Below are 22,485 nucleotides of genomic sequence, written 5' to 3'. Positions count from 1 at the left end.
GACATGAGCAAATTCTGGAGCCCTTTCGTCAAGGACCTCGTGCCTTACGTGCCCGGTGAACAACCGAAGCTGACCAAACTGGTCAAGCTCAATACCAATGAAAACCCCTACGGTCCGTCGCCCAAAGCGTTGGCGGCAATGCAGGCCGAGTTGAATGACAACCTGCGCCTGTACCCGGACCCCAACAGCGACCTGCTCAAACAGGCGGTGGCCACGCATTACGGGATCGACGCCGCTAAAGTCTTCCTCGGCAACGGTTCCGACGAAGTGCTGGCGCACATCTTCCACGGTTTGTTCCAGCACGACCTGCCGCTGCTGTTCCCGGATATCAGCTACAGCTTCTATCCGGTTTACTGCGGCCTTTATGGCATCAAGTCCGACCCGGTGCCGCTGGATGACCAGTTCCAGATTCGCGTGGCGGATTACGCCAAGCCCAACGGCGGGATCATTTTTCCCAACCCGAACGCGCCGACCGGCTGCGTGCTGGCGCTGGACGCGGTGGAGCAGATCCTCAAGGCCAGCCCGGATTCGGTGGTGGTGGTCGATGAAGCCTATATCGACTTCGGCGGTGAAACCGCGATCAGCCTGGTGGATCGCTACCCGAACCTGCTGGTCACCCAGACCCTGTCCAAATCGCGCTCACTGGCCGGTTTGCGTGTGGGCCTGGCCGTGGGCCACCCGGACTTGATCGAGGCGCTGGAGCGGGTCAAGAACAGCTTCAACTCCTATCCACTGGACCGCCTGGCGATTGTTGGCGCAGCGGCGGCGTTCGAGGACCGTGAGTATTTCGAGAAGACGTGCCGGTTGGTGATCGACAGTCGCGACAAGCTGGTCGCGCAACTGGAAGAGAAAGGCTTTGAAGTGCTGCCCTCGGCAGCCAACTTCATCTTTGCCCGTCACCCACGGCACGACGCTGCGGGCCTGGCGGCCAAGTTGCGTGAGCAAGGGGTGATCGTGCGGCACTTCAAGCAGGAGCGGATTGCCCAGTTCCTGCGGATCAGCATCGGCACGCCGGAGCAGAACCAGGCGTTGATCGATGGTCTAGGCCAGCTCTAACAAGCGCTGAAATCAAATGTGGGAGGGGGCTTGCCCCCGATTGCGGTGTATCAGCCAGCTAATGCGTTGACTGACACACTGCTATCGGGGGCAAGCCCCCTCCCACATTGGGTTCTACGGTGTGGGTTAGATCAACGGCTCGTCAGACTTCTTGTTCTTCCAACCATCATTGCCCGGCAGCAGCAGGTTCAAGCCAATCGCCACCACCGCACACAGGGCGATGCCCTTGAGGCCGAAGTCATCCGGGCCGGTGCCGGTGCCGACCAGCACACCGCCAATCCCGAACACCAGGGTCACCGATACAATCACCAGGTTGCGCGCTTCGCCCAGGTCGATCTTGTGGCGGATCAGCGTGTTCATCCCCACCGCGGCAATCGAGCCGAACAGCAGGCACAGAATCCCGCCCATCACCGGCACCGGAATGCTCTGCAGCAACGCGCCGAACTTGCCGATGAACGCCAGGCTGATGGCAAACACCGCTGCCCAGGTCATGATCTTCGGGTTGTAGTTCTTGGTCAGCATCACCGCGCCGGTCACTTCGGCGTAGGTGGTGTTGGGTGGGCCGCCGAACAGACCGGCAGCCGTGGTGGCAATGCCGTCACCCAGCAGGGTGCGGTGCAGGCCGGGCTTCTTCAAGTAGTCGCGACCGGTCACGCTGCCCACCGCAATCACGCCGCCGATATGTTCGATTGCCGGGGCCAGGGCCACCGGGACGATGAACAGGATCGCCTGCCAGTTGAATTCCGGCGCGGTGAAGTGGGGCAGGGCGAACCACGGGGCCGCCGCGATCTTCGCCGTGTCGACCACGCCAAAGTAGAACGACATGGCGAAGCCCACCAGCACGCCGGAGATGATCGGCACCAGGCGGAAAATGCCTTTGCCGAACACCGCCACGATCAAGGTGGTCAGCAGCGCAGGCATCGAGATCATCATCGCGGTCTGGTAATGGATCAGCTCAGCGCCATCACCGGCTTTACCCATCGCCATGTTCGCGGCAATCGGCGCCATGGCCAGGCCGATGGAGATGATCACCGGCCCGATCACCACGGGCGGCAGCAACCGGTCGATAAACCCGGTGCCTTTGATCTTCACCGCCAGGCCCAGGAAGGTGTACACGAAACCCGCCGCCATCACCCCGCCCATGGTCGCCGCGAGGCCGAACTGGCCCTTGGCGAGAATGATCGGGGTAATGAAGGCAAAGCTCGATGCCAGGAAGACCGGCACCTGGCGCCCCGTCACCACCTGGAACAGCAACGTGCCCAGGCCAGCGGTGAACAGTGCGACGTTTGGATCAAGACCTGTGATCAGTGGCATCAACACCAGCGCACCAAATGCTACGAAGAGCATTTGTGCGCCAGACAGGATCTGGCGCCAAAGCGGGTCGTTGAATTCATCCTGCATGCTCACGCGTCCTTCTGCTTGGTGCCGAAGATCTTGTCACCGGCATCGCCCAGGCCTGGGATGATGTAGCCGTGTTCATTCAGGCGCTCGTCGATGGAGGCGGTGTAGATCTGCACATCCGGGTGGGCCTTCTCGACGGCGGCAATGCCTTCGGGCGCGGCCACCAGCACCATGGCGCGTATGTCCTTGCAGCCGGCTTTTTTCAGCAGATCGATAGTGGCAACCATGGAGCTGCCGGTGGCGAGCATCGGGTCGATGATCATCGCCAGGCGCTCGTTGATTTCCGGGACGAGTTTTTCCAGGTAGGTGTGGGCCTGCAAGGTTTCTTCGTTGCGGGCCACGCCCACGGCGCTGACCTTGGCGCCCGGTATCAGGCTGAGGACGCCTTCGAGCATGCCGATACCGGCGCGCAGGATCGGCACCACGGTGATTTTCTTACCGGCGATTTTCTCGACCTGGACGGGACCGGCCCAACCAGGGATTTCGTAGCTCTCCAAAGGTAAATCCTTGGTCGCTTCGTAGGTGAGCAACGCTCCGACTTCCTGAGCAAGCTCACGGAAGTTCTTCGTGCTAATGTCGGCGCGGCGCATAAGGCCGAGCTTGTGTCGGATCAGCGGGTGGCGGATCTCGCGAGTGGGCATGGGAAAGGCTCCGGCGGCGGGCAAAAAAACCGGCCTAGATTAATCTATCCGAGGGTGTTGTCCTATAGACATCTAGTACGTTAGTCCATTAAGGCTTGCTCGGAGCGCACGAGAAGCGTACCTTCGCCCGCTTTTCTTGCCACAGCACCCCCTTGGAGAGCGCCATGTCCGCTGATCTCGAGCATATCCGTCAAATCATGCGCGAGGCTGACTGCCTGTACACCGAAGCGCAAGTCGAAGAAGCGATCGCCAAGGTTGGCGCACACATCAGCCGCGAAATGGCCGACACCAACCCGGTGGTCTTCTGCGTGATGAACGGTGGCCTGATCTTCGCCGGCAAATTGCTGACCCACCTGCAATTCCCGTTGGAGGCGTCCTATCTGCACGCCACCCGTTATCGCAACGAAACCAGCGGCGGCGACCTGTTCTGGAAGGCCAAGCCGGAAGTCTCGTTCATCGACCGCGACGTGCTGATCATCGACGACATCCTCGACGAAGGTCATACCCTGGGCGCGATCATCGACTTCTGCAAACATGCCGGCGCGCGCAAAGTGCACACCGCCGTGCTGATCGACAAGGACCACGACCGCAAGGCGCGTCCGGACCTGAAAGCCGATTACGTCGGCCTGCCGTGCATCGACCGCTACATCTTCGGTTACGGCATGGACTACAAAGGCTACTGGCGCAACGCCAACGGGATTTTCGCCGTCAAAGGGATGTAAGCCATGGCCCGTTTTCTTGATCAGACGCTGTTTGCCGAACTGGCCGAGAAAGCGGCCATCCACCCCCGTGGCCGGCACCACCATAACTTCCACCAGATGGAAGAACCCTGCCATCGCCTGGCGGTGGGCCTGCAACCTGACACTTATGTACCGCCGCATCGGCACCTGAGTGCGGACAAGGCAGAAACCTTGCTGGTGCTGCAGGGCCGCTTGGGCTTGCTGGTCTTCAACGAAACCGGCGAGGTCGTTGCCAAGCGTGTCATGCAGGCCGGCGGTGAATGCGCCGGTGTCGATCTGCCGCCGGGCGTGTTTCATGGCCTGGTGGTGCTGGAGCCCGACACGGTGATGTTCGAGTGCAAGGCCGGGCCTTATCGTCCGGTGGGCGAGGGCGAACAGCCCGACTGGGCGCCCCGCGAAGGCGAGGCCGGTGTGGCCGAGTACCAACGCTGGATGCTTGCCCAGTTCGATTGAGCTACAGTGCTGGGCCCACCTTGCCGGAGCGGCCCATGAGCCTGTTGATACGCACCTGCGCCGCCCTGGCGCTGACCCTCAGTTTGCCGCTGGCTGCCGCGCCTGCGCCGATGCACAGCCAATTCCTGCCTTCGGACGACCTGACCCTGCGCGCTGAAGCGCCGGAGCAGCAGCAACTGTTGCAAGTCACCGACTACGCGGTGGTGGTGGGCAACCAGCGCCAGTCCAGCCAGCAGCCGATCCCGGTGACCTCGCCGCTGATGATCCGTCTCAAGGGCAAGTCCCTGAACAAAGGTGCGACCATCGCCCAGGTGGTGCTCAATTTCGACGCCGAAAGCAAAAGCCTGAAAAAGCCGGTGTATGACGACTCCAGCAAAACCCTGACGCTGTCTTACCCCTTGGCCCAATACCGGGTGATTGTCGACCTGCTGCGCAATGACACGGTGTATGTGCAGTTCCTCAGTTATGCCAACGGGCATATCTGGGCGGATTTGCACACGGGTGCGGTTAAAGCCAGGTAGGCCCCGCCTACACAAGCCCGCGCCCCGCAGGTAGACTTCAAACCCCGTGTAAATGTCTGCAGGCTGGAGTCGGTAATGCGTAAAGATAAGAAACAGGTGATTGGTGACGAGATCGGCGACGATCAGATCAAGTTGTTCCTGGACTTCGAGCCGGTCGACGCAACTTCTCCGTCCCTGCACAAGCTGATCAAGGCCTACCGTGGCCTGCGTATCGACGATTTCGAGCGGTTCCTGGGTTTCTTCAAGGAAGCCGGCCTGGACCTCGACGGCAAGGATGCGCATGGCCAGACCTTCGTCGACCTGATCAAGGACCAGCGCAACGCGGACGAGTACATCGAACTGATCGAAAACGCTCGCGGCTGATTATCCGATACACAAAAAAACGCCCCGTTCTCATGCCGAGAACGGGGCGTTTTTTATTGCCTCAAGGCCTCAAGCGTAGCTCTCGGTCTCGGCGGCAGGCTCAACCAGTTCCAGGCTGATGTTGTTCTGCGTGTTGATCTTGCGATACAGCTCGGCATCCGTTTCCAGGACCTTTTCACGGGCCGGGAAGATCTCGTGCAGTTTGGCAGCCCACTCACCTGCGGCTTTTTCCGGGAAGCACTTCTCGATCAACTCCAGCATGATCGAAACGGTCACCGAAGCACCCGGGGACGCGCCGAGCAGTGCTGCGAGCGTGCCGTCTTTCGCCGCGACCAGCTCGGTGCCGAATTGCAGCACGCCGCCTTTTTTCGGGTCTTTCTTGATGATCTGCACCCGTTGGCCGGCCACTTCCAGGCGCCAGTCTTCGGCTTTCGCCTCGGGGTAGAAGCGGCGCAGGGATTCCAGGCGCTGTTCCATGGACTGCATCACTTCGCTGACCAGGTACTTGGTCAAGTCCATGTTGTCGCGGGCCACGGCCAGCATCGGGCCGATGTTGCCGGCGCGAACCGACAGCGGCAGGTCGAGGAACGAGCCGTGCTTGAGGAACTTGGTGGTGAAACCTGCGTAAGGCCCGAACAGCAGGGACTTCTTGCCATCGACCACGCGGGTGTCCAGGTGCGGCACGGACATCGGCGGCGAACCCACGGCAGCCTGGCTGTAGACCTTGGCCTGGTGGTGCTTGACCACTTCCGGGTTGTCGCAACGCAGCCACTGGCCGCTGACCGGGAAGCCGCCAAAGCCTTTGCTTTCTTCGATGCCCGAGGCTTGCAGCAGCGGCAGGGCCGCGCCGCCGGCGCCGAGGAACACGAACCTGGCGTCGACTTCGCGGCTGCTGCCGCTGTTGACGTCCTTGATGCTTACGGTCCAGCCCGCGCCGTTGCGCTTGAGGCCGGTGACGCGCTTGCTGTACTTGACCTGGGCGTCTGCCGAGCTGGTCAGGTGGCTGAGCAACTGGTTGGTCAGCGCGCCGAAATTCACGTCCGTGCCGTTCATTACACGGGTGGCTGCGATTTTCTCGTCGAGCGGACGCCCCGGCATCATCAGCGGCATCCACTCGGCCATCTCGCTACGGTCTTCGGTGTAGTGCATGTCCGAAAACGCGTGGTGCTGGCTGAGGGTTTCAAAGCGCTTCTTGAGGAAGGACACGCCTTTTTCGCCCTGCACGAAGCTCAGGTGCGGCACCGGGCTGATAAAGGACCTGGACGAGCCAAAGGTGCCCTTTTTGGTCAGGTACGCCCAGAACTGCTTCGACACCTCGAATTGGGTGTTGATGTGCACGGCTTTCTTGATGTCGATGGAGCCATCGGCGGCCTGCGGCGTGTAGTTCAGCTCACACAGCCCGGCGTGGCCGGTACCGGCGTTGTTCCACGGGTTGGAACTTTCCGCGGCACCCGAATCCATCAGCTCAACGACTTCCAGCTTCAGGCCGGGGTCGAGCTCTTTGAGCAGTACGGCCAGGGTGGCGCTCATGATGCCGGCCCCTACCAGTACTACGTCGACTGCTTCGTTATGCGCCATTTAACGCGTCTCCAAAATCTGCAGCACCAAATTGACGGCATGGCTGCCAGGAGTGATGGGGCGGTTCACGTGTTGCCCCAGGTTACCCATGGCCAGAATCGCCATGTCCGATTCGCAATTCTTTGCATGTTCAGCGCACGCTTCCTGCCGGGCTAATCTGCCTATGAACGCATTCATGGGCGCCTGTGGCAATTCGACTTATGGTCAAAGCGTGCGATTCGTGCAACCAATCCGTAGCGGACAGGCTCAAGCTCCCGTTGTTGAGGAGTACTCGATCCTGTGTGGTTGGGCTGTTCCAGACGCTGATGGTGCTTGTACAAACGCCAAACTATTCATTTGCTCGCCACACTCTTGTGAAGTTGTGAAAACCCGTTTTTTCACGCTCTTTTGAAGACGTGAACCTCAAAAAAGGGCTGCCCCAGCCTGGCACCTGGCCCCTAGCCGACACGCGGCAAAATGGGCAAACAACTCAAGTGGCCGAGCGCAATGGCAGCTCTGGCAGATTCGGCAAAGGCGGGTGGTTTGCAAAGAAAACAGCAAGCGCGCCAGCTTCACTCGATCTGTGTGGGCGGCTCTCTGTGGGCGATTCTTGGAGCTAATGCCGAGGCATTAACGATGCTGCGAGGCCCGATCAGGAGACGTCCTTATAATCGGGGGGAGATTGTAGCGAAGAACGCCAGGGAAATGGGCGTGTTTTATGACTTTTATTAGGCGTTCGGTCAGGCGGCCAACGGTTGGTGACGCGACGGCTGCGCTGCACGTGGGCTGACACGGGCGCTGGCCGGCAGCGGGTGGTGCATCCAGCTCAGGCGGATTTCATCGATTTCCACCCAGCCGTCGCCTACAGGAGGCTGGCAGCACTCTTTGAAGGCCTGGCAACGGCCTTGCACATCGAGCAGGGCGAACTGGCGAAGGGCAGGTTTACGCGTGAACAGTGACCAGAGAAATTGCATGGCGACAGACCTCTTGAAATTGGGGCCAAGCTTGCCTGTCGGGCATGACGGCCCTGTGTATCAGACGTGACATATCAGTGACATCGAACCGCTACAGTCTGTGCAGGTCTCAGGTTGTAACTGGCGCTAGTTCCCGGCACTGGCGCACCGCTATACTGCCCGCCTGTCGGTACCCGATTTCTGGAGAGAAGAGCATGTTGCAACGCCTGTTGTTCGGTTTGATCACTGTGACCAGTTTGACCCTGGTTGGCTGCGCCAACAGCCCGCAACAACTGACCCCGGAACCAAAAATCACCACGCAGTTGGCCCCCGTGGGTCATGGCCAGCCGGTGTCGGTGCGTGTGGTGGATGGTCGTCCGTCGCCTACGCTCGGTTCGCGCGGCGGCCTGTATCCGGAAACCGCCCTGGTCTCGGTGAACGCTCAAGACGTACTGCCCAAGCTGCAGGCCCAGGCCGAAGCTGCCGTGCGCCTGCTGGGTTTCACCCCGAGCCCCAACGCGCCGGGTGCTCCGCAGTTGACGATCACCCTGGCCGAATTGAAGTACCAGTCGCCTAAAGACGGCCTGTACGTGACCGAAGCGTCCATCGGCGCCACCTTCAAGTCCGACGTCACCGCCGGCACCCGTCGCTACAGCGGCCGCTACGGTGCGTCCCTGAACCAGCGTTTCGGTATGTCGCCGAACCAGGAAACCAACACCAAATTGGTCAGCGACGTGCTGAGCGATGCCTTGACCCGCCTGTTCAAGGACCCAAGCATCGGTTCGTTGCTCAGCGCGCAATAACCGGTCCTTAAAAAGCCGGGCTCATCACTGAGCCCGGTTTTTTTTCGTCTTCAGTTTCATGCAGCCGTGTCGATACAGAAATCCAGCAGGCTCACCCCGGTCAACAGATCGGCCTCCGGCAGGTCGGCATGCTGGTGTCCGCCAAGGGCGCAATACACCAGCCAGTGGCGGTCCTGGACGTTGAAGGCCAGGCCGCCGATCAGCGCTTCCTGCTCATCGCTCGGGGCGATCAGATACAGCCGATCCTGGTTTTGCGCGTGCAGCATGACAAGCTCCTGAAACGTCGAAGGGCAACAGAGTGGCTTGTTAAGGTGACGTTCAGGTGACGCTGTAAATTACTGGATACATTAGCCGTCAATGGGGGAGGGAGCATTTCAGGCGCCGGAGGCCACTATCGTTCAGGTTTGTATCTGAACCGATACCAAAACACTGTTTTGCCGAGGTTTGCGATGGCGCTGCCCGCACTTTTGACCAATGTTGTTGCTTTGGCCGTGGCCTGTCCCGGCGCGGCGCTGCTGTTCATTACCCGCCTGCGCGAACAGCGCGCCATGGCCGACCTCACCGCGCAGAGCGAAGATCGCGCAATTGATCAGCCGATGTTGTTTCTGGATGTGCGCACCGAACGGGCGCATCGCCTGGCTTACCGCGTCGGGTTTGCCTGCCTGGGCGTGGCGCTGGCCATCTCCTGGCTCAGCACCCATCTTTAAACACGCCACAAAGCACATGTGGGAGGGGGCTTGCCCCTCCCACATTTGGAGCGGTGTGTTACAGAGGAATGCCGGCCTTGACCCGATACTGATTGCGCACCGGCGTCGCATATTGCACCACCAGGAACGGCCGGTGCTCAGCCGGGCAGTCATTCAGACGTCGCTCCCACTCCGCCTTCGCCTTGGCCAGTTCATCAGCCGGGAACACTTCGGCCGCCGTCGGCACCTGCAATTGAGGGTCGGCGTCGCTCCACTGGGCGTAGGCCAGGTAATGCACCGGGAACAACCGGTAGCCCCCCAGAATCTGCCGGTCCATTTCTGCGGCCAGCAACTTGGTGTCTTCGAAACGCTCGGTAATCGGCGGCGCGAAGTTAATGTGCACGCGACCCTTGTAGCCGGTGATGCCCAGGGCAATGCTCACATCATCTTCGCCCTGCGCCTTGACGTAGGTGCCAGTGGTCGCGCGGATGTACAGTTCGCGGGCCTTGGCTGAATCACACGGGTCGTATTCGTAGCTGATGGACACCGGCGTCAGGTTCAGCGACTGGATCACCTCGGCAAACGGCTCGTCCTTGCGGCTGACGTGGAACATCTTGAGGATCGCCGACTCGGTACGGTCATCTCCATCCTTGGCGCGCCCTTCGGCCTGGGCGATCCAGATCGACGCACCGTCGTTGCGGATCGAATGGTTGATGTAGGCCGACAGCAGCTGATACGCCGCCATCTTCTCTTTGCGCCCGGTGATCGAGCGGTGCACGATGAAACTCTTGTTCAGGCGCATCAGGTCGCTGACAAACGGCTTTTGCAGCAGGTTGTCGCCAATGGCGATGCGAGGTGTCGGCAGGCCGGCGTGGTATACCGCATAGTTGACGAAGGCCGGGTCCATCACGATATCGCGGTGGTTGGCCAGGAACAGGTAGGCGGTGCCGGACTTGAGCTGCTCGACCCCGGTGTAGGTCACGCCGTCGGTCGCCCGGTCAATGGTGTGGTCGACGTAGTACTCGACTTTGTCCTGCAGCGTGGCCACGGTGGTGACGCCGGCGAATTCACGGCGCAGTTTGCGGGCGATCATCGGCTTGAGCAGCCAGCCCAGGGCGCCGGCGAAGCGCGGGAAGCGGAAGTGGGTCAGGATGTCCAGAAAGGCCTTGTCACTGAACAGACGTGCCAGCACTGCCGGGACTTCGCTGTCGTTGTAAGGTCGGATGGTATCGAATTCGCCCATCATGCTCTCTTGTTAGAAACGGCTAGGGTAAGTAAAGGAAATACCAGGGTGCGGCCCGAGTAATGGGCTCGGCCAAAAATAGCCCTGTAAATAGACCGGCGATTATACGCACAAGTCACCTTGGAGGCTGCGATGCTGGAAAACGCGACGTACGATTGTCCTTATTGCGGTGAAGTGGTCGAGACAACGGTGGATTTGTCCGGGGGGGATCAGGTTTATATAGAGGACTGCCAGGTGTGCTGCCGACCGATCATTTTCGATCTGCAGGTACATGGCGAAGAATGGATGCTTGAAACCCGTAGTGAAAACGAATAGCGGGGACGCTGATGCAACGAATCTACGAACCGGAAAACCTGATGGAGGGCGAGCTGCTGCAACAGATGCTCGCCAGCGAAGGTATCGAGGCGCACCTGGTGGGGCGTCATTTGCTCGGTGGCACCGGCGAATTGCCCATCTTCGGCCTGCTGGGCCTGGAGGTGGACAATGACCGCGCCCTGTACGCCCGCGAGTTGATTACCGCCTATATCGGCGCACAACCGTTGCCGGGCGACGAACCCGACAGCTTCCCCGACGTGCTGGTCTGTTAGGCTGTCGGTCGGTTTACCCAAGAGTCGTGTTACCCCATGTGTGGACGTTATGCCCTGTTTCGCTGGACCCCCGCTTTTGCTGCCCTGCCGGGCTTTCCGGCCGACCAGCAGGCCCAGTGGAACATTTCCCCGAATGATTCTGTGCTGATCCAGCGCGCCGCCGACGGCCAGCGCACCCTGGCTCGCGCCCGCTGGGGGCTCACCCCGCCCTGGTTGACCGATCTTTCCCGTACCCCCGCCCACGCCCGCGCCGAAACCCTGGCCGAACAGCCGATGTTTCGCGAAGCGTTCCGCCAGCGTCGCTGCCTGCTACCGGCCAATGGGTTCTACGAATGGCGTGGCACCCAGCGCAAGCGCCCGTACTGGCTGACACCGGGGGAGGGCTCCACGTTGTTTTTTGCCGCGATCTGGGAGGCCTACCCGGTGCAGGAACAGGTGTGGCTGAGCACCGCGGTAGTGACCCAGGCCGCGCAGGCCCAGCGTCGGCCACTGATTCTGGATGAGGCCGGACAGGCAGCCTGGCTCGACCCCGAGACGCCGTTGCATGTGTTGCAAGGCCTGCTGGCCAGCGAGCCGAGCGCGTTGCGCGAGCGGGTCCTGGCCAACATGGTCAATGATCCCAAGCTTAACGGGCCGGAGTGCCTGACCCCGGCTTAAACCTTGAACTGATTGATCAGCCGGCGCTGCTGCTCGGCCAACTTGGTCAAGTCTGCACTGGCCGCACTGGATTCATCCGCGCCGCCCGCCACTTCATTGGCCACCTGGCCGATATTGATCACGTTGCGATTGATGTCCTCGGCCACCGCGCTCTGCTCCTCGGCGGCACTGGCGATCTGGGTGTTCATGTCGTTGATCACCGACACCGCCTGGGTGATGGTCTCCAGTGCTTCGGCCGCCTTGGCCGCGTGTTGCACGCTTTCATCGGTGCGGTTCTGGCTGTCCTCCATCACCCGCACCACATCCCGCGTGCCTTGTTGCAACTGCTGGATCATGGTCTGGATTTCTTCAGTGGCCTTTTGCGTCTTCTGCGCCAGGTTGCGCACTTCGTCGGCGACCACGGCAAAACCACGACCTTGCTCGCCGGCCCGCGCCGCCTCGATGGCGGCGTTGAGTGCCAGCAGGTTGGTCTGCTCGGCAATCCCGCGAATCGCCGTGAGGATGGCGTTGATGTTTTCGCTGTCCTTGGCCAGGGTTTGCACCACACCGACGGCCTTGCCGATTTCCTCGGCGAGCGCGCCTATGGAGGTGGAGGTGTCACGCACAATACGCATGCCCTGGCTCGCGGCCTGGTCGGCATGGCTGGCGGCCTGTGCGGCTTGGGTGGCGTTGCGTGCAACGTCTTGCGCAGTGGCGGTCATCTCATGCACGGCGGTGGCGACCTGGTCGATCTCCACCATCTGTTTATGCACACCCTGGTTGGTACGGATCGCGATATCAGCGGTGTGCTCCGACGAGTCGCTGACCTTCTGCACCGAACTCACCACCTGGGTGATCATGCCTTGCAGCTTGATCAGGAAGGTGTTGAAACCGTTGGCAATCGCGCCCAGTTCGTCGGCGCGATCACTGGTCAGGCGCCGCGTCAGGTCACCTTCGCCCTGGGCGATGTCATTGAGCATCGCGACCATTTGCTTGAGTGGCCGGGCGATGCCGTGGCCTACCAGCCAGATCACCAGCAGGCCGATACCGGCGATCAGCAGGCCGGCGATGGTCATGCCGAAAATATCGGTCCTGCGTTGGGTTTCCAGGTCGCTTTGCAGTTTCTGCGAGTCGGCCATTACGGCACTCAAAGGCAGCTGCATCATCAAGGTCCAGCGCGCATCGGTCTGGCCGATGTTGAACGGCAGGAACAACTCGATATGCCCGTGCTCCTTGTCGATGTCGTAGCGCACTTCGCCGATTTTCAGCTGGCCGAGGTTGGCCAGTTCATTGCTGTCGAGCAGGTCGCTGGCCTTTTCGCCGAGTTTGCTGGCGTCCTGGGTGTAGGCCACCAGGCGGCCGTTGCTGGAGATCAGCGCCAGTTCACCGGCACCGTTGTAGAGTTTCTGGTCGGCCCCGGTCAGCATGTCCTGGATGAAGTTCACCGACAGGTCGGCGCCGACGATCCCCTGGAACGTGCCATCGATCATGATTGGCTCGATAAACGAGGCCAGCATCACCATCGCGTTGCCCACCTTGTAGGGCGCGGGGTCGATAACACAGGCCTTTTTGCTTTCCTTGGAGCACAGGTAGTACTCGCTGGCGCGCACGCCTGTGGAGAGGATTTTCTGGTCGGCCACGTCGGCCAGTTTATCCATGCCCAGGCTGCCATCTGCGTTGCGGTACCACCACGGCAGGAAACGTCCATCGGCGCCCATGCCGACAATCGGGCTGTTCACGTAGGCCGCGTCGTTGTGATCGATAGCGTTGGGCTCCCAGCCGATGTAGGCGCCGAGGATTTTTGGATTGCGTACCACGGTTTCGTGCAGCAGGTTGATCAGTTGCTCGCGGCCAATCTGCAGAGCGGGTTCACCCTTCGCGTCTTTCATGCCGAGCAGTGCGTTGGTAGTGGCCAGGCTTTTGGCGGTTACCAACGGCGCTTCCAATTCACGCTGGATCAGCGTGGCCTGGGTTTGCGCCAGGGCGGTGAGGCGCTGTTCGATAATCTGTTCGAACTGCACCTGGGTGCGCTTCTGCACCATCTCCTGGGTGCGCGCGCCGGCAAACAAGGCGTAGAGCACCAGCACCGCCACTACGCTCAGGACAATGGCCCCGGCCAGGGCCGCGACAGAAAATTGAATCGACTTGAATTTCATGAAAGCTCCGGGCGCAGGGGAGAGGGCCTGTCTTGTGTATCGGCCGAGGGCGAGGTGGGCATGAGGGGGGCGCCGGCAAAATAGGGGGCTGTGTCGCAAACAGAATGCTCGGCGCCGCCGCTGACATGTGAGATGTATCGGAAAATCAGCGGTTACATGTCTGGTGTATCTGGCGTCGATACAAATGTGCGCCTACGATACGCGCCATGTTTAAGGGCTTGCTATCAGGGAGAGTATTGATGAAGAAGTCATTGGTGATAAGTGGTTTGGTCGCGGCGATGCTGCTGGCCGGGTGTCAGTCGGTCAATACCACCAGCGGCGGTGCTGTCGGGGTAGAGCGCAAGCAGTACATGTTCAGCATGCTGTCGAGCCAGGAAGTCGACCAGATGTATGCCCAGTCCTACCAGCAGACCCTGGGGGAGGCCAGCAGCAAGGGCCAACTGGACAAGACCAGCGCCAACGCCAAGCGCGTGCAGGCCATCGCCAACCGCTTGATCGCCCAGGCGCCGACGTTTCGTGCGGATGCGGCGCAGTGGAAGTGGGAAGTGAACCTGATCAAGAGCGATGAGATGAACGCCAACTGCGGGCCTGGCGGCAAAATCTTCGTGTACAGCGCGTTGATCGACAACCTCAAGCTCACCGATGACGAGCTGGCCGCCGTGATGGGCCATGAAATCGCCCACGCCTTGCGTGAGCATGGCCGCGAAGCCATGTCCAAGGCCTACGGGATCGAGATGGCCAAGCAGGGGGCCGGTGCGTTGTTCGGCCTCGGCCAGGACAGCCTGGCCCTGGCCGATACCGTGGCCAACTACGGCATGACCTTGCCCAACAGCCGCAGCAATGAAAACGAAGCGGACCTGATCGGCCTGGAGCTGGCGGCCCGTGCCGGCTACAACCCGAACGCGGCGATTACGCTGTGGAACAAGATGGCCAAGGCTTCGGAAGGCGCACCACCGGAGTTCATGAGTACTCACCCGGCTTCCGACAGCCGAATCGCCTCGTTGCAGGCGGCGATTCCGAAGGTGATGCCGTTGTACCAGCAGGCCAAGAAATCCTGACCTTTTGAAGATCTAAATGTGGAAGGGGGCAAGCCCCCTCCCACAGGAACCCTTAGATCCACCCGCTGCTTTGCATGGCTTTGTACACGGCCACAATGGCCAGGATGAAAAACGCTGTAGCGGCCAAGCGACGAATCAACGTCAACGGCAGTTTCTCCGCCGCGAAATTCCCCGCCAAAACCACCGGCACGTTGGCAATCAGCATGCCCAGGGTGGTGCCGATGATCACCAGCCACAGCTCCGGATACTGCGCCGCCAGCATCACCGTGGCGATCTGCGTCTTGTCACCGATTTCCGCCAGGAAGAACGCGATCAGCGTGGTCAGGAACGGCCCGAATTTGCGTGTGGTGCTGGCTTCGTCATCGTCGAGTTTGTCCGGCACCAAGGTCCACAGCGCCGTGGCGCAGAAGCTTGCCGCCAGGATCCAGTGCAACACCGCATCCGAGAAGAAACTTCCGAACCACGCCCCCACGGCACCGGCCGCCGCATGGTTGGCCAGGGTCGCGGCAACGATGCCGGCGATGATCGGCCAGGGTTTGCGAAAGCGTGCGGCAAGGATGAGCGCGAGCAGTTGCGTCTTGTCGCCGATTTCGGCCAAGGCAACGATTGCGGTGGGTACGAGCAATGAATCCAGCATCAGGTAGGTTTCCAGGGGCGGGTCGACACGGCTATGACACGTACAGCCTTCCCGCCCCGGGTAAGGTGTGCGTGTCATAGGTCTTGTCAAACCCCGGTCCGTCTGTGCGGACTCCTGGGTCGCATACGCCATGGTCTGCTGACCAAGTATGTTGACGTATGCCGGACGAGCGTGGCGCTCGTGGGAGACTACTCCCCTAGGACGCTGCGGATTCTGCCTAGGCAAAATCCATTCGGCAAGCCTTCTTTTTCAAACGCCCGTCAGCCGCGCTTGGCACGGTAGATGCGAAAACCGTTGCCTTCGGCCTTCACTGCACACACACCCAGATGCTCCTCGATCAGCGGCTGGTACTTCAGGAAGCTGTTGGCAACCAGGCGCAGTTCCCCACCTTTTGCCAAGTGTTTCGCCGCTTTTCGCAGCAGATTCTCAGTGGCGAAATAATCGGTGTGCACCCCGACATGGAACGGCGGGTTGCTCAGAATCGCGTTCAAACCCATCGGTGCCGCGTCGATGCCATCGCCGGTCAATACCTCGGCTTCCAGACCATTGGCGGCCAGGGTCAAGCGACTGCTGGCGGCGGCGAAGGCGTCCACGTCGAGCATCGTCACCGTGTTGTGCGGATAGCGCCGTTTGACCGCAGCCCCCAGCACCCCAGCGCCGCAACCAAAGTCCAGCAGATGTCCGCTCGGCAGTTTGTCCAGGTGCTCCAGCAGCAGCTCGGTGCCGCGATCCAGACGGCCGTGGCTGAACACCCCCGGCAAGCTCACTACCTTCAGCGGGCCTTCGGTCAATGGCACTTCGAAGACCTGCGCCAGGCTCTCCAGCTCGACCGCTTGGGGGGCGTTGACCACGGTGATCTGCCACAGTTGGCAATGCCGCGCGCTGTCGAGTTTGCGCGGTTTGCCGAAGGGGATTAGCTGTTTGGCGGCACTTTCGATCCCGGCCTTTTTCTCGCCGACCAGGAACAGCTCGGCGCCGGGCAAACGGGCGGCCACGGCGTTGAGCAGATAGTCGGTCAGGTCCTTGGACTTGGGCAGGAAGATCACCGCCGTATCAAACGCCCTGTCAGGCACGTTCACGCCAAACTGGCTGCGCTCAGGGAAACGTGCGTCGAGTGCTGCCTGGTCGCCGGCATGCCAGCTCCAGCCGTGGGCGTTGGGCAGGCGACCGAGCAGATCGTCGGCGGGCAAGCCCACCAACAGCAGGTTGCCTTGAAAAAGTTCGGCCTGGCGAAGCAGTACTTCACTGCGCGGATCCATGGTCTGCTCCTTGAAAAGGGGCGCAGTTTATCAACTGACGACGCGCAGCGGGGCCCCACTGAAGAAGCTCCGGGCGTTTTCCGCCAGTTGGCCGACGATGCGCTGCCGCGCTTCGCGACTGCCCCAGGCGTTGTGCGGGGTCACGATCAGCCGAGGGATGTCACCGGCCAACAGCGGATTGCCCTCCACCGGCGGCTCCACGCTCAGTACATCGGTGGCCGCGCCGCCCAGATGGCCGCTGCGCAAGGCGTCCGCCAGGGCCTGCTCATTGATCAAGCCACCGCGCGCGGTGTTGACCACAAACGCGCCGGGCTTGAGCAGCGCCAGTTCGCGGGCGCCGATAAAGTCGCGGGTGTGTTCGTTGAGCGGGCAGTGCAGGGTGAGCGCGTCGACCTGCGCCAGCAGTTCATCCAGTGGCACGCGGTCGGCGCGGGCAGGCCGCCCCGGAATCGCACCCAGCACCACACGCATGCCGAAGGCTTCGGCCAGGCGCGCCACGGCGCCGCCCAGTTCACCGTGGCCGAGCAGGCCGAGGGTCTTGCCTTCGAGTTCGACAATCGGGTGGTCCAGCAGGCAGAACTGCCTGGCCTGTTGCCATTTGCCGGCGCTCACATCCCGTTGATAATCCTTCAAGCGCGTCGCCAGGTTGAGCAACAGCATGATCGTGTGCTGGGCCACCGACGGCGTGCCGTAGCCCTGGCAGTTGCTCACGGTGATGCCGTGGGCGCGGGCGGCGTCGAGGTCGACGTTGTTGGTGCCGGTGGCTGAAACCAGGATCAGCTTGAGCTCGGGGCAGGCCGCCAGGGTCTCGGTATTGAGGGCGATTTTGTTACTGATTACCACGTGGGCGCCTTGCACGCGTTCAACCACGTTCTGTGGTGTGGTGTCGGTAAACAACTGCAACTCGCTGAAGCTGTTGCGCAATTCGCTGAGGTCAAGGTCCCCCAGGTCCAGGGACGGGTGATCAAGGAAGACGGCGCGGCGATTGTTCGTCATCAACTGTACCTTTTGCGACAGGGTTCGAAGGCGTAATCTGCCGAGCCTATCAGATGAAATAATCCGTTACTTAATGGAGTGAGTATGTACGCCGCCGAGTTCTTGACCGTAGCTCTGATTCACTTGTTGGCGGTGGCCAGCCCCGGTCCGGATTTCGCGGTGGTGGTGCGTGAAAGCGTGACCCACGGCCGCCGCGCCGGTACCTGGACCGCACTGGGCGTGGGCTCGGCGATTTTCCTGCACGTGGGCTACTCGTTGCTCGGCATCGGCTTGATCGTGTCCCAGTCCATCGTGCTGTTCAACGCACTCAAGTGGGCGGCGGCGGCCTACCTGCTGTACATCGGCTTCAAGGCCCTGCGCGCGCAGCCGGCCAAGCCACCTGTTGAAGGTGAGTTGCACCGCGAGGCGGGCGAACGCACCCCGCGTGGGGCGTTCACTGCTGGTTTTGTGACCAATGGCCTGAACCCCAAGGCCACCTTGTTCTTCCTGTCGTTGTTCACCGTGGTGATCAACCCGCACACCCCGCTGGCGATTCAGGCCTGTTACGGTGTGTACCTGGCGGTGGCGACGGCGCTGTGGTTCTGCCTGGTGGCGATGTTGTTCAGCCAGCAGCGCGTGCGTGCGGGGTTTGCGCGGATGGGGCATTGGTTCGATCGGACCATGGGCGCGGTGTTGATTGCGATTGGGGTCAAGCTGGCCTTCACCAGCATGAAATAAGCCGGATGCTGGCGCAAAGCTAGCATTCGCTGGGGTCTGCAAATCATTCCTTTGGCTGATTTGGCTGAAACATAAGGTCTCTAAAGTGCAGGTCTTCAAGCCAAGACCGTGCAGTCAGAAAAGGGATTCGTATGTTGCAGACCCGTGTTATCCCGCCCGCCGAAGGTGCGTACCAATACCCGCTGTTGATCAAACGCCTGTTGATGTCCGGCACCCGCTATGAAAAGACCCGGGAGATCATCTACCGCGACAGACTGCGTTACACCTACCCGACCCTGATCGAGCGCGTTGCGCGCCTGGCCAACGTGCTGACTGACGCCGGGGTCAAGGCCGGTGATACCGTGGCGGTGATGGACTGGGACAGTCACCGTTACCTGGAATGCATGTTCGCCATCCCGATGATCGGCGCGGTGATCCACACCATCAACGTGCGCCTCTCGCCGGAACAGATCCTCTACACCATGAACCACGCCGAGGACCGCTTCGTGCTGGTCAACAGCGAGTTCGTGGGGCTTTACCAGGCGATTGCCGGGCAGCTCACCACCGTCGACAAGACCCTGCTGCTCACCGATGGCGAGGCCAAGACTGCCGAGCTGCCCAACCTGGTGGGCGAGTACGAAACCCTGCTGGCCGCCGCCAGCCCGAAGTACGACTTCCAGGACTTCGACGAAAATTCTGTCGCCACCACCTTCTACACCACCGGCACCACCGGCAACCCCAAGGGTGTGTATTTCACCCATCGCCAACTGGTGCTGCACACCATGGGCGTGGCGACCATCATGGGCAGCGTCGACAGTGTGCGCCTGCTGGGCACCAACGATGTGTACATGCCAATCACGCCGATGTTCCACGTGCACGCCTGGGGCCTGCCGTATGTGGCGACCATGCTCGGCCTGAAACAGGTCTACCCCGGTCGCTACGACCCGGAATACCTGGTGGAGCTGTGGCGCAAGGAAAAGGTCACCTTCTCTCACTGCGTGCCGACCATCCTGCAGATGGTGCTCAACGCCAAGGCCGCCCAGGATGTGGATTTCGGTGGCTGGAAAATCGTCATCGGCGGCAGTGCGCTCAACCGTTCGCTGTACGAAGCGTCCAAGGCCCGTGGCATTCAGTTGACTGCGGCCTATGGGATGTCCGAGACCGGGCCGCTGGTGTCCTGCGCCCACCTCAACGAAGAATTGATGGCGGGCAACGAGGATGAGCGCACCACGTACCGCATCAAGGCCGGCGTGCCCGGGCCGTTGGTAGAAGCGGCGATCATCGACGGCGACGGCAACTTCCTGCCCGCCGATGGCGAGTCCCAGGGCGAGCTGGTATTGCGCGCACCGTGGCTCAGCGAGGGTTATTTCAACGAGCCGCAAAAGGGCGCCGAGCTGTGGGCCGGTGGTTGGATGCACACCGGCGACGTGGCGACCCTGGATGCCTTTGGGGTGATTGATATTCGCGACCGCATCAAGGACGTGATCAAGACCGGCGGCGAATGGATCTCGTCCCTGGCCCTCGAAGACCTGGTCAGCCGTCACCCGGCGGTACGCGAAGTAGCGGTGGTGGGCATTGCCGACCCGCAGTGGGGTGAACGCCCATTTGCCTTGCTGGTGGTGCGTGATGGCCATGTGATAGGCGCTCGCGAGCTCAAGGAACACCTCAAGCCGTTCGTGGAACTGGGCCACTTGAGCAAGTGGGCGATTCCGAGCCAGATTGCCGTTGTTACTGAAATTCCCAAGACGAGCGTAGGAAAACTCGACAAAAAACGTATCCGTATCGACATCATCGAATGGCAGGCCAACAACAGCACGTTCCTGTCCACCCTGTGAGCTGATTCGCCGCGCCCTTGTGGCACGGCAATGCTCTATCTCGCGCCTTGACTTGTGATTTGCCGATTTTCAGCCATCCTTGCCGCGTCGGCCTTCGCCGACGTGGCGAAAGGGTCGTGGCAGACGGGTCGGTGATGCAAATCACACTTTAGAGGGATCAAGCACTACCCCCTGCTGGCTATAGTCCCTTCCAGAGTTTTTCACGGATGTTCCGCTTCGGGCCATGGGGGCTCGGCTGCCGAGCGGCATTGGAATCGTTGTATTCCGGCCGTTACACGCATCACAGAAAGAACTCACTGCCATAACAATAAAATGCACATGGAGTAGCGTCGATGACCTCAGTAAACCAGTTCTGGCGCCGGGCAAGACTGCCCCTGGCCGTCAGTCTCGCTTCTACGCTCGCCGGGCCCGCATTCGGCGTCAGTTTCAACATTGGTGAAATCGAAGGGAGCTTTGACTCGTCGCTTTCCGTGGGGGCGAGCTGGTCGACGGCCAAGCCCAACAAAGATCTCATTGGTGCGAACAACGGTGGTCGTGGCCTGTCCCAGACTTCCGATGACGGCCACCTTAACTTCAAGCGCGGTGAGACCTTCTCGAAGATCTTCAAGGGCATCCATGATTTGGAACTGAAGTACGGAGACACCGGTGTTTTTGTACGAGGCAAGTACTGGTATGACTTTGAGCTAAAGGACGAAAGTCGCCCCTTCAAGGACATCAGTGACAACAACCGTAAAGAAGGCGCCAAGTCCTCTGGCGGGCAGATCCTCGATGCCTTCATCTACCACAACTACAACATTGCCGATTTGCCGGGCAACGTGCGCTTCGGCAAGCAGGTGGTGAGCTGGGGTGAAAGTACCTTCATCGGCGGCGGCATCAACTCCATCAACCCGATCGACGTGTCTGCGTTCCGTCGTCCGGGGGCTGAGATCAAGGAAGGCTTGATTCCGGTCAACATGTTCTACGTGTCGCAAACCCTGACCGATAACCTGTCGGCGGAAGCGTTCTATCAGTTGGAGTGGGACCAGACCGTTACCGATAACTGCGGTACATTCTTCTCGCAGCCTGACGTGATATCTGACGGTTGCAGCGATAACCTGCGAGTGCTCAACAAGCGCTCGACCATTCCGGGTGCCGCTTTACCGACCTTGAATGCCCTGGGTGTAGACGTCAATAACGAAGGTGTACTGGTACGTCGTGGTCCCGACCGCGATGCGCGGGACAGTGGCCAATTTGGCGTGGCCATGCATTACAACTTCGAGCCGCTGGATACCGAGTTCGGCGCTTACTTCATGAACTATCACAGCCGTGCACCGATCTTCAGTGCTCAAGGTGCACCGTCGTCCGCTTATACCCGTCCGCTGGGGCCGCTGGCTGCGCTGCGTCCGCTGATCGTAGCCGGTAGCTCGAACTACTTCGTCGAGTACCCGGAAGATATCCGCCTCTACGGCCTGAGCTTCTCCACCACGCTACCTACGGGCACGGCCTGGAGCGGTGAGTTGAGCTACCGGCCGAATGCGCCTGTGCAACTGAGCACGACCGATATCCTGTATGCCGGTGTCACGCCCATTCCTGGCTTTGGCAATGCGTCCGTGCTGAAAGGGACGCCTGGCCAGGATTTGCATGGCTATAACCGCAAGGAAGTGACTCAGTTCCAGACCACCTTCACGCACTTCTTCGATCAGGTGATGGGCGCCAGCCGCTTGACAACCGTCGGTGAGATTGGTGTGACCCATGTGGGCGGCTTGGAAAGCAAGTCCGAGGCCCGTTACGGTCGTGATCCGGTGTTTGGCCCAGGTAGTCTGCCAGGTGGGTTTTGCAACGCCCTCAACAACTCGACGGCCACCGGCGCCGGTCTTCCCAATGCGGCAGGTTTGAACACCAACTGCAACAACGACGGTTACACCACCGCCACCTCCTGGGGCTACCGCGCCCGCGCCATCTGGGAATACCCGGACGTGTTCGCCGGCGTCAACCTCAAGCCAAACGTGGCGTGGTCCCACGACGTCAAAGGTTACTCGCCAGGCCCTGGCGGTAACTTCGAAGAAGGTCGCAAGGCGGTCAGCCTGGGCCTGGATGCCGAGTATCAGAACACCTACACCGCCAGCCTGGCCTACACCAACTTCTTTGGTGGCAAGTTCAGTACGGTGGATGACCGCGACTTTGTCGCTTTGAGCTTCGGCGCCAACTTCTAAGCACACTGCATTTCAG

At 60.9% G+C, this 22,485-nt stretch carries 25 protein-coding genes, 1 pseudogene and 1 riboswitch; of the genes and pseudogenes, 15 read left to right on the top strand and 11 right to left on the bottom strand.

Annotation, left to right across the window (positions count from 1 at the left end; translation table 11 throughout):
- Positions 1–3 precede the first annotated feature (3 nt).
- The gene (gene hisC, locus BMX59_RS02755; RefSeq protein ID WP_093119820.1) at positions 4–1,056 is read left to right on the top strand and encodes a histidinol-phosphate transaminase; all 1,053 of its coding nucleotides are present in this window, start codon (positions 4–6) and stop codon (positions 1,054–1,056) included.
- 126 nt (positions 1,057–1,182) lie between these two features.
- Here the strand turns inward: hisC and BMX59_RS02750 are convergent, their stop codons facing one another.
- On the bottom strand, positions 1,183–2,457 hold the full coding sequence (locus BMX59_RS02750; RefSeq protein ID WP_058422983.1) for a uracil-xanthine permease family protein: 1,275 nt from the start codon (positions 2,455–2,457) through the stop codon (positions 1,183–1,185).
- A gap of 2 nt (positions 2,458–2,459) precedes the next feature.
- Positions 2,460–3,098: a uracil phosphoribosyltransferase gene (gene upp / locus BMX59_RS02745; RefSeq protein ID WP_024073483.1), complete on the bottom strand. Its 639-nt coding sequence runs from the start codon at positions 3,096–3,098 to the stop codon at positions 2,460–2,462.
- A gap of 164 nt (positions 3,099–3,262) precedes the next feature.
- Here upp and BMX59_RS02740 point away from each other — a divergent pair, with 164 nt between their 5' ends.
- The 4 genes from BMX59_RS02740 to BMX59_RS02725 all read left to right on the top strand — a co-directional run bounded on the left by BMX59_RS02740 (position 3,263) and on the right by BMX59_RS02725 (position 5,175).
- Positions 3,263–3,820, top strand: a complete 558-nt coding sequence (locus tag BMX59_RS02740; protein WP_058422982.1) for a hypoxanthine-guanine phosphoribosyltransferase — start codon at positions 3,263–3,265, stop codon at positions 3,818–3,820.
- Between the two features lie 3 nt (positions 3,821–3,823).
- The gene (locus tag BMX59_RS02735; RefSeq protein WP_093119817.1) at positions 3,824–4,291 is read left to right on the top strand and encodes a WbuC family cupin fold metalloprotein; all 468 of its coding nucleotides are present in this window, start codon (positions 3,824–3,826) and stop codon (positions 4,289–4,291) included.
- Positions 4,292–4,326: 35 nt separating this feature from the next.
- A complete protein-coding gene (locus BMX59_RS02730) occupies positions 4,327–4,812 on the top strand; it encodes a hypothetical protein (RefSeq protein ID WP_071491159.1) in 486 nt (161 codons plus the stop codon).
- A 75-nt stretch (positions 4,813–4,887) separates the two neighbouring features.
- The gene (locus BMX59_RS02725; protein WP_058422979.1) at positions 4,888–5,175 is read left to right on the top strand and encodes a PA4642 family protein; all 288 of its coding nucleotides are present in this window, start codon (positions 4,888–4,890) and stop codon (positions 5,173–5,175) included.
- Between the two features lie 69 nt (positions 5,176–5,244).
- On the opposite strand, the gene mqo is transcribed toward BMX59_RS02725, so the two are convergent.
- Positions 5,245–6,753 (bottom strand): malate dehydrogenase (quinone), encoded by a 1,509-nt coding sequence (mqo, locus tag BMX59_RS02720; RefSeq protein WP_093119815.1) that lies wholly within the window; start codon positions 6,751–6,753, stop codon positions 5,245–5,247.
- A 456-nt stretch (positions 6,754–7,209) separates the two neighbouring features.
- On the opposite strand from mqo, the gene BMX59_RS30025 reads away from it, so the two are divergent.
- Positions 7,210–7,464, top strand: coding sequence for a hypothetical protein (locus BMX59_RS30025; RefSeq protein ID WP_139212845.1), 255 nt, complete (start codon positions 7,210–7,212; stop codon positions 7,462–7,464).
- An 8-nt stretch (positions 7,465–7,472) separates the two neighbouring features.
- On the opposite strand, the gene BMX59_RS02715 is transcribed toward BMX59_RS30025, so the two are convergent.
- Positions 7,473–7,706, bottom strand: coding sequence for a hypothetical protein (locus BMX59_RS02715; RefSeq protein WP_071491161.1), 234 nt, complete (start codon positions 7,704–7,706; stop codon positions 7,473–7,475).
- A 194-nt stretch (positions 7,707–7,900) separates the two neighbouring features.
- Between BMX59_RS02715 and BMX59_RS02710 the strand changes: the two genes are divergently transcribed.
- Positions 7,901–8,488, top strand: coding sequence for a YajG family lipoprotein (locus tag BMX59_RS02710; RefSeq protein ID WP_071491162.1), 588 nt, complete (start codon positions 7,901–7,903; stop codon positions 8,486–8,488).
- Between the two features lie 56 nt (positions 8,489–8,544).
- Here the strand turns inward: BMX59_RS02710 and BMX59_RS02705 are convergent, their stop codons facing one another.
- Positions 8,545–8,754, bottom strand: a complete 210-nt coding sequence (locus BMX59_RS02705) for a hypothetical protein (protein WP_092240762.1) — start codon at positions 8,752–8,754, stop codon at positions 8,545–8,547.
- 183 nt (positions 8,755–8,937) lie between these two features.
- Here BMX59_RS02705 and BMX59_RS02700 point away from each other — a divergent pair, with 183 nt between their 5' ends.
- Positions 8,938–9,195: a hypothetical protein gene (locus tag BMX59_RS02700; RefSeq protein ID WP_092240764.1), complete on the top strand. Its 258-nt coding sequence runs from the start codon at positions 8,938–8,940 to the stop codon at positions 9,193–9,195.
- Positions 9,196–9,253: 58 nt separating this feature from the next.
- Here the strand turns inward: BMX59_RS02700 and BMX59_RS02695 are convergent, their stop codons facing one another.
- Positions 9,254–10,417 (bottom strand): 1-acyl-sn-glycerol-3-phosphate acyltransferase, encoded by a 1,164-nt coding sequence (locus BMX59_RS02695; protein WP_170856024.1) that lies wholly within the window; start codon positions 10,415–10,417, stop codon positions 9,254–9,256.
- A 132-nt stretch (positions 10,418–10,549) separates the two neighbouring features.
- Here BMX59_RS02695 and BMX59_RS02690 point away from each other — a divergent pair, with 132 nt between their 5' ends.
- The 3 genes from BMX59_RS02690 to BMX59_RS02680 are packed head-to-tail and all read left to right on the top strand — an operon-like array spanning position 10,550 to position 11,661.
- Positions 10,550–10,732 (top strand): CPXCG motif-containing cysteine-rich protein, encoded by a 183-nt coding sequence (locus BMX59_RS02690; protein WP_071491166.1) that lies wholly within the window; start codon positions 10,550–10,552, stop codon positions 10,730–10,732.
- 11 nt (positions 10,733–10,743) lie between these two features.
- Entirely contained in the window at positions 10,744–11,004 is a 261-nt protein-coding gene (locus BMX59_RS02685) for a putative signal transducing protein (RefSeq protein WP_071491167.1), read from the top strand.
- A 36-nt stretch (positions 11,005–11,040) separates the two neighbouring features.
- The gene (locus tag BMX59_RS02680; protein ID WP_071491168.1) at positions 11,041–11,661 is read left to right on the top strand and encodes an SOS response-associated peptidase; all 621 of its coding nucleotides are present in this window, start codon (positions 11,041–11,043) and stop codon (positions 11,659–11,661) included.
- Here the strand turns inward: BMX59_RS02680 and BMX59_RS31005 are convergent.
- The gene (locus BMX59_RS31005) at positions 11,658–12,401 is read right to left on the bottom strand and encodes a methyl-accepting chemotaxis protein (RefSeq protein ID WP_371319328.1); all 744 of its coding nucleotides are present in this window, start codon (positions 12,399–12,401) and stop codon (positions 11,658–11,660) included. The genes BMX59_RS02680 and BMX59_RS31005 overlap by 4 nt on opposite strands.
- Before the next feature lie 114 nt (positions 12,402–12,515).
- Positions 12,516–12,716, bottom strand: a pseudogene (locus BMX59_RS31000) (HAMP domain-containing protein); the annotation flags it as partial.
- Between the two features lie 1,319 nt (positions 12,717–14,035).
- Here BMX59_RS31000 and BMX59_RS02670 point away from each other — a divergent pair.
- On the top strand, positions 14,036–14,854 hold the full coding sequence (locus tag BMX59_RS02670) for a M48 family metallopeptidase (RefSeq protein WP_071491170.1): 819 nt from the start codon (positions 14,036–14,038) through the stop codon (positions 14,852–14,854).
- A 52-nt stretch (positions 14,855–14,906) separates the two neighbouring features.
- Here BMX59_RS02670 and BMX59_RS02665 read toward each other — a convergent pair whose 3' ends face one another.
- The 3 genes from BMX59_RS02665 to BMX59_RS02655 form a co-directional block, all read right to left on the bottom strand.
- Positions 14,907–15,491, bottom strand: a complete 585-nt coding sequence (locus tag BMX59_RS02665; protein WP_004372026.1) for a TMEM165/GDT1 family protein — start codon at positions 15,489–15,491, stop codon at positions 14,907–14,909.
- Positions 15,492–15,580: 89 nt separating this feature from the next.
- Positions 15,581–15,700, bottom strand: a riboswitch (yybP-ykoY riboswitch).
- A 51-nt stretch (positions 15,701–15,751) separates the two neighbouring features.
- Entirely contained in the window at positions 15,752–16,750 is a 999-nt protein-coding gene (locus tag BMX59_RS02660; protein WP_071491171.1) for a class I SAM-dependent methyltransferase, read from the bottom strand.
- Positions 16,751–16,780: 30 nt separating this feature from the next.
- Entirely contained in the window at positions 16,781–17,746 is a 966-nt protein-coding gene (locus BMX59_RS02655) for a 2-hydroxyacid dehydrogenase (protein WP_093119806.1), read from the bottom strand.
- Between the two features lie 84 nt (positions 17,747–17,830).
- Between BMX59_RS02655 and BMX59_RS02650 the strand changes: the two genes are divergently transcribed.
- From BMX59_RS02650 to BMX59_RS02640, 3 genes are all read left to right on the top strand, one after another.
- On the top strand, positions 17,831–18,463 hold the full coding sequence (locus tag BMX59_RS02650; protein ID WP_093119803.1) for a LysE family translocator: 633 nt from the start codon (positions 17,831–17,833) through the stop codon (positions 18,461–18,463).
- Between the two features lie 131 nt (positions 18,464–18,594).
- A complete protein-coding gene (locus BMX59_RS02645) occupies positions 18,595–20,277 on the top strand; it encodes a fatty acid--CoA ligase (protein ID WP_093119800.1) in 1,683 nt (560 codons plus the stop codon).
- A 332-nt stretch (positions 20,278–20,609) separates the two neighbouring features.
- On the top strand, positions 20,610–22,469 hold the full coding sequence (locus BMX59_RS02640; protein ID WP_093119797.1) for a DUF1302 domain-containing protein: 1,860 nt from the start codon (positions 20,610–20,612) through the stop codon (positions 22,467–22,469).
- Positions 22,470–22,485: the final 16 nt, after the last annotated feature.

Source organism: Pseudomonas sp. NFR09, assembly GCF_900111535.1.
Lineage (GTDB): Bacteria > Pseudomonadota > Gammaproteobacteria > Pseudomonadales > Pseudomonadaceae > Aquipseudomonas > Aquipseudomonas extremorientalis.
This window is presented reverse-complemented; position numbering and strand designations above follow the sequence as displayed.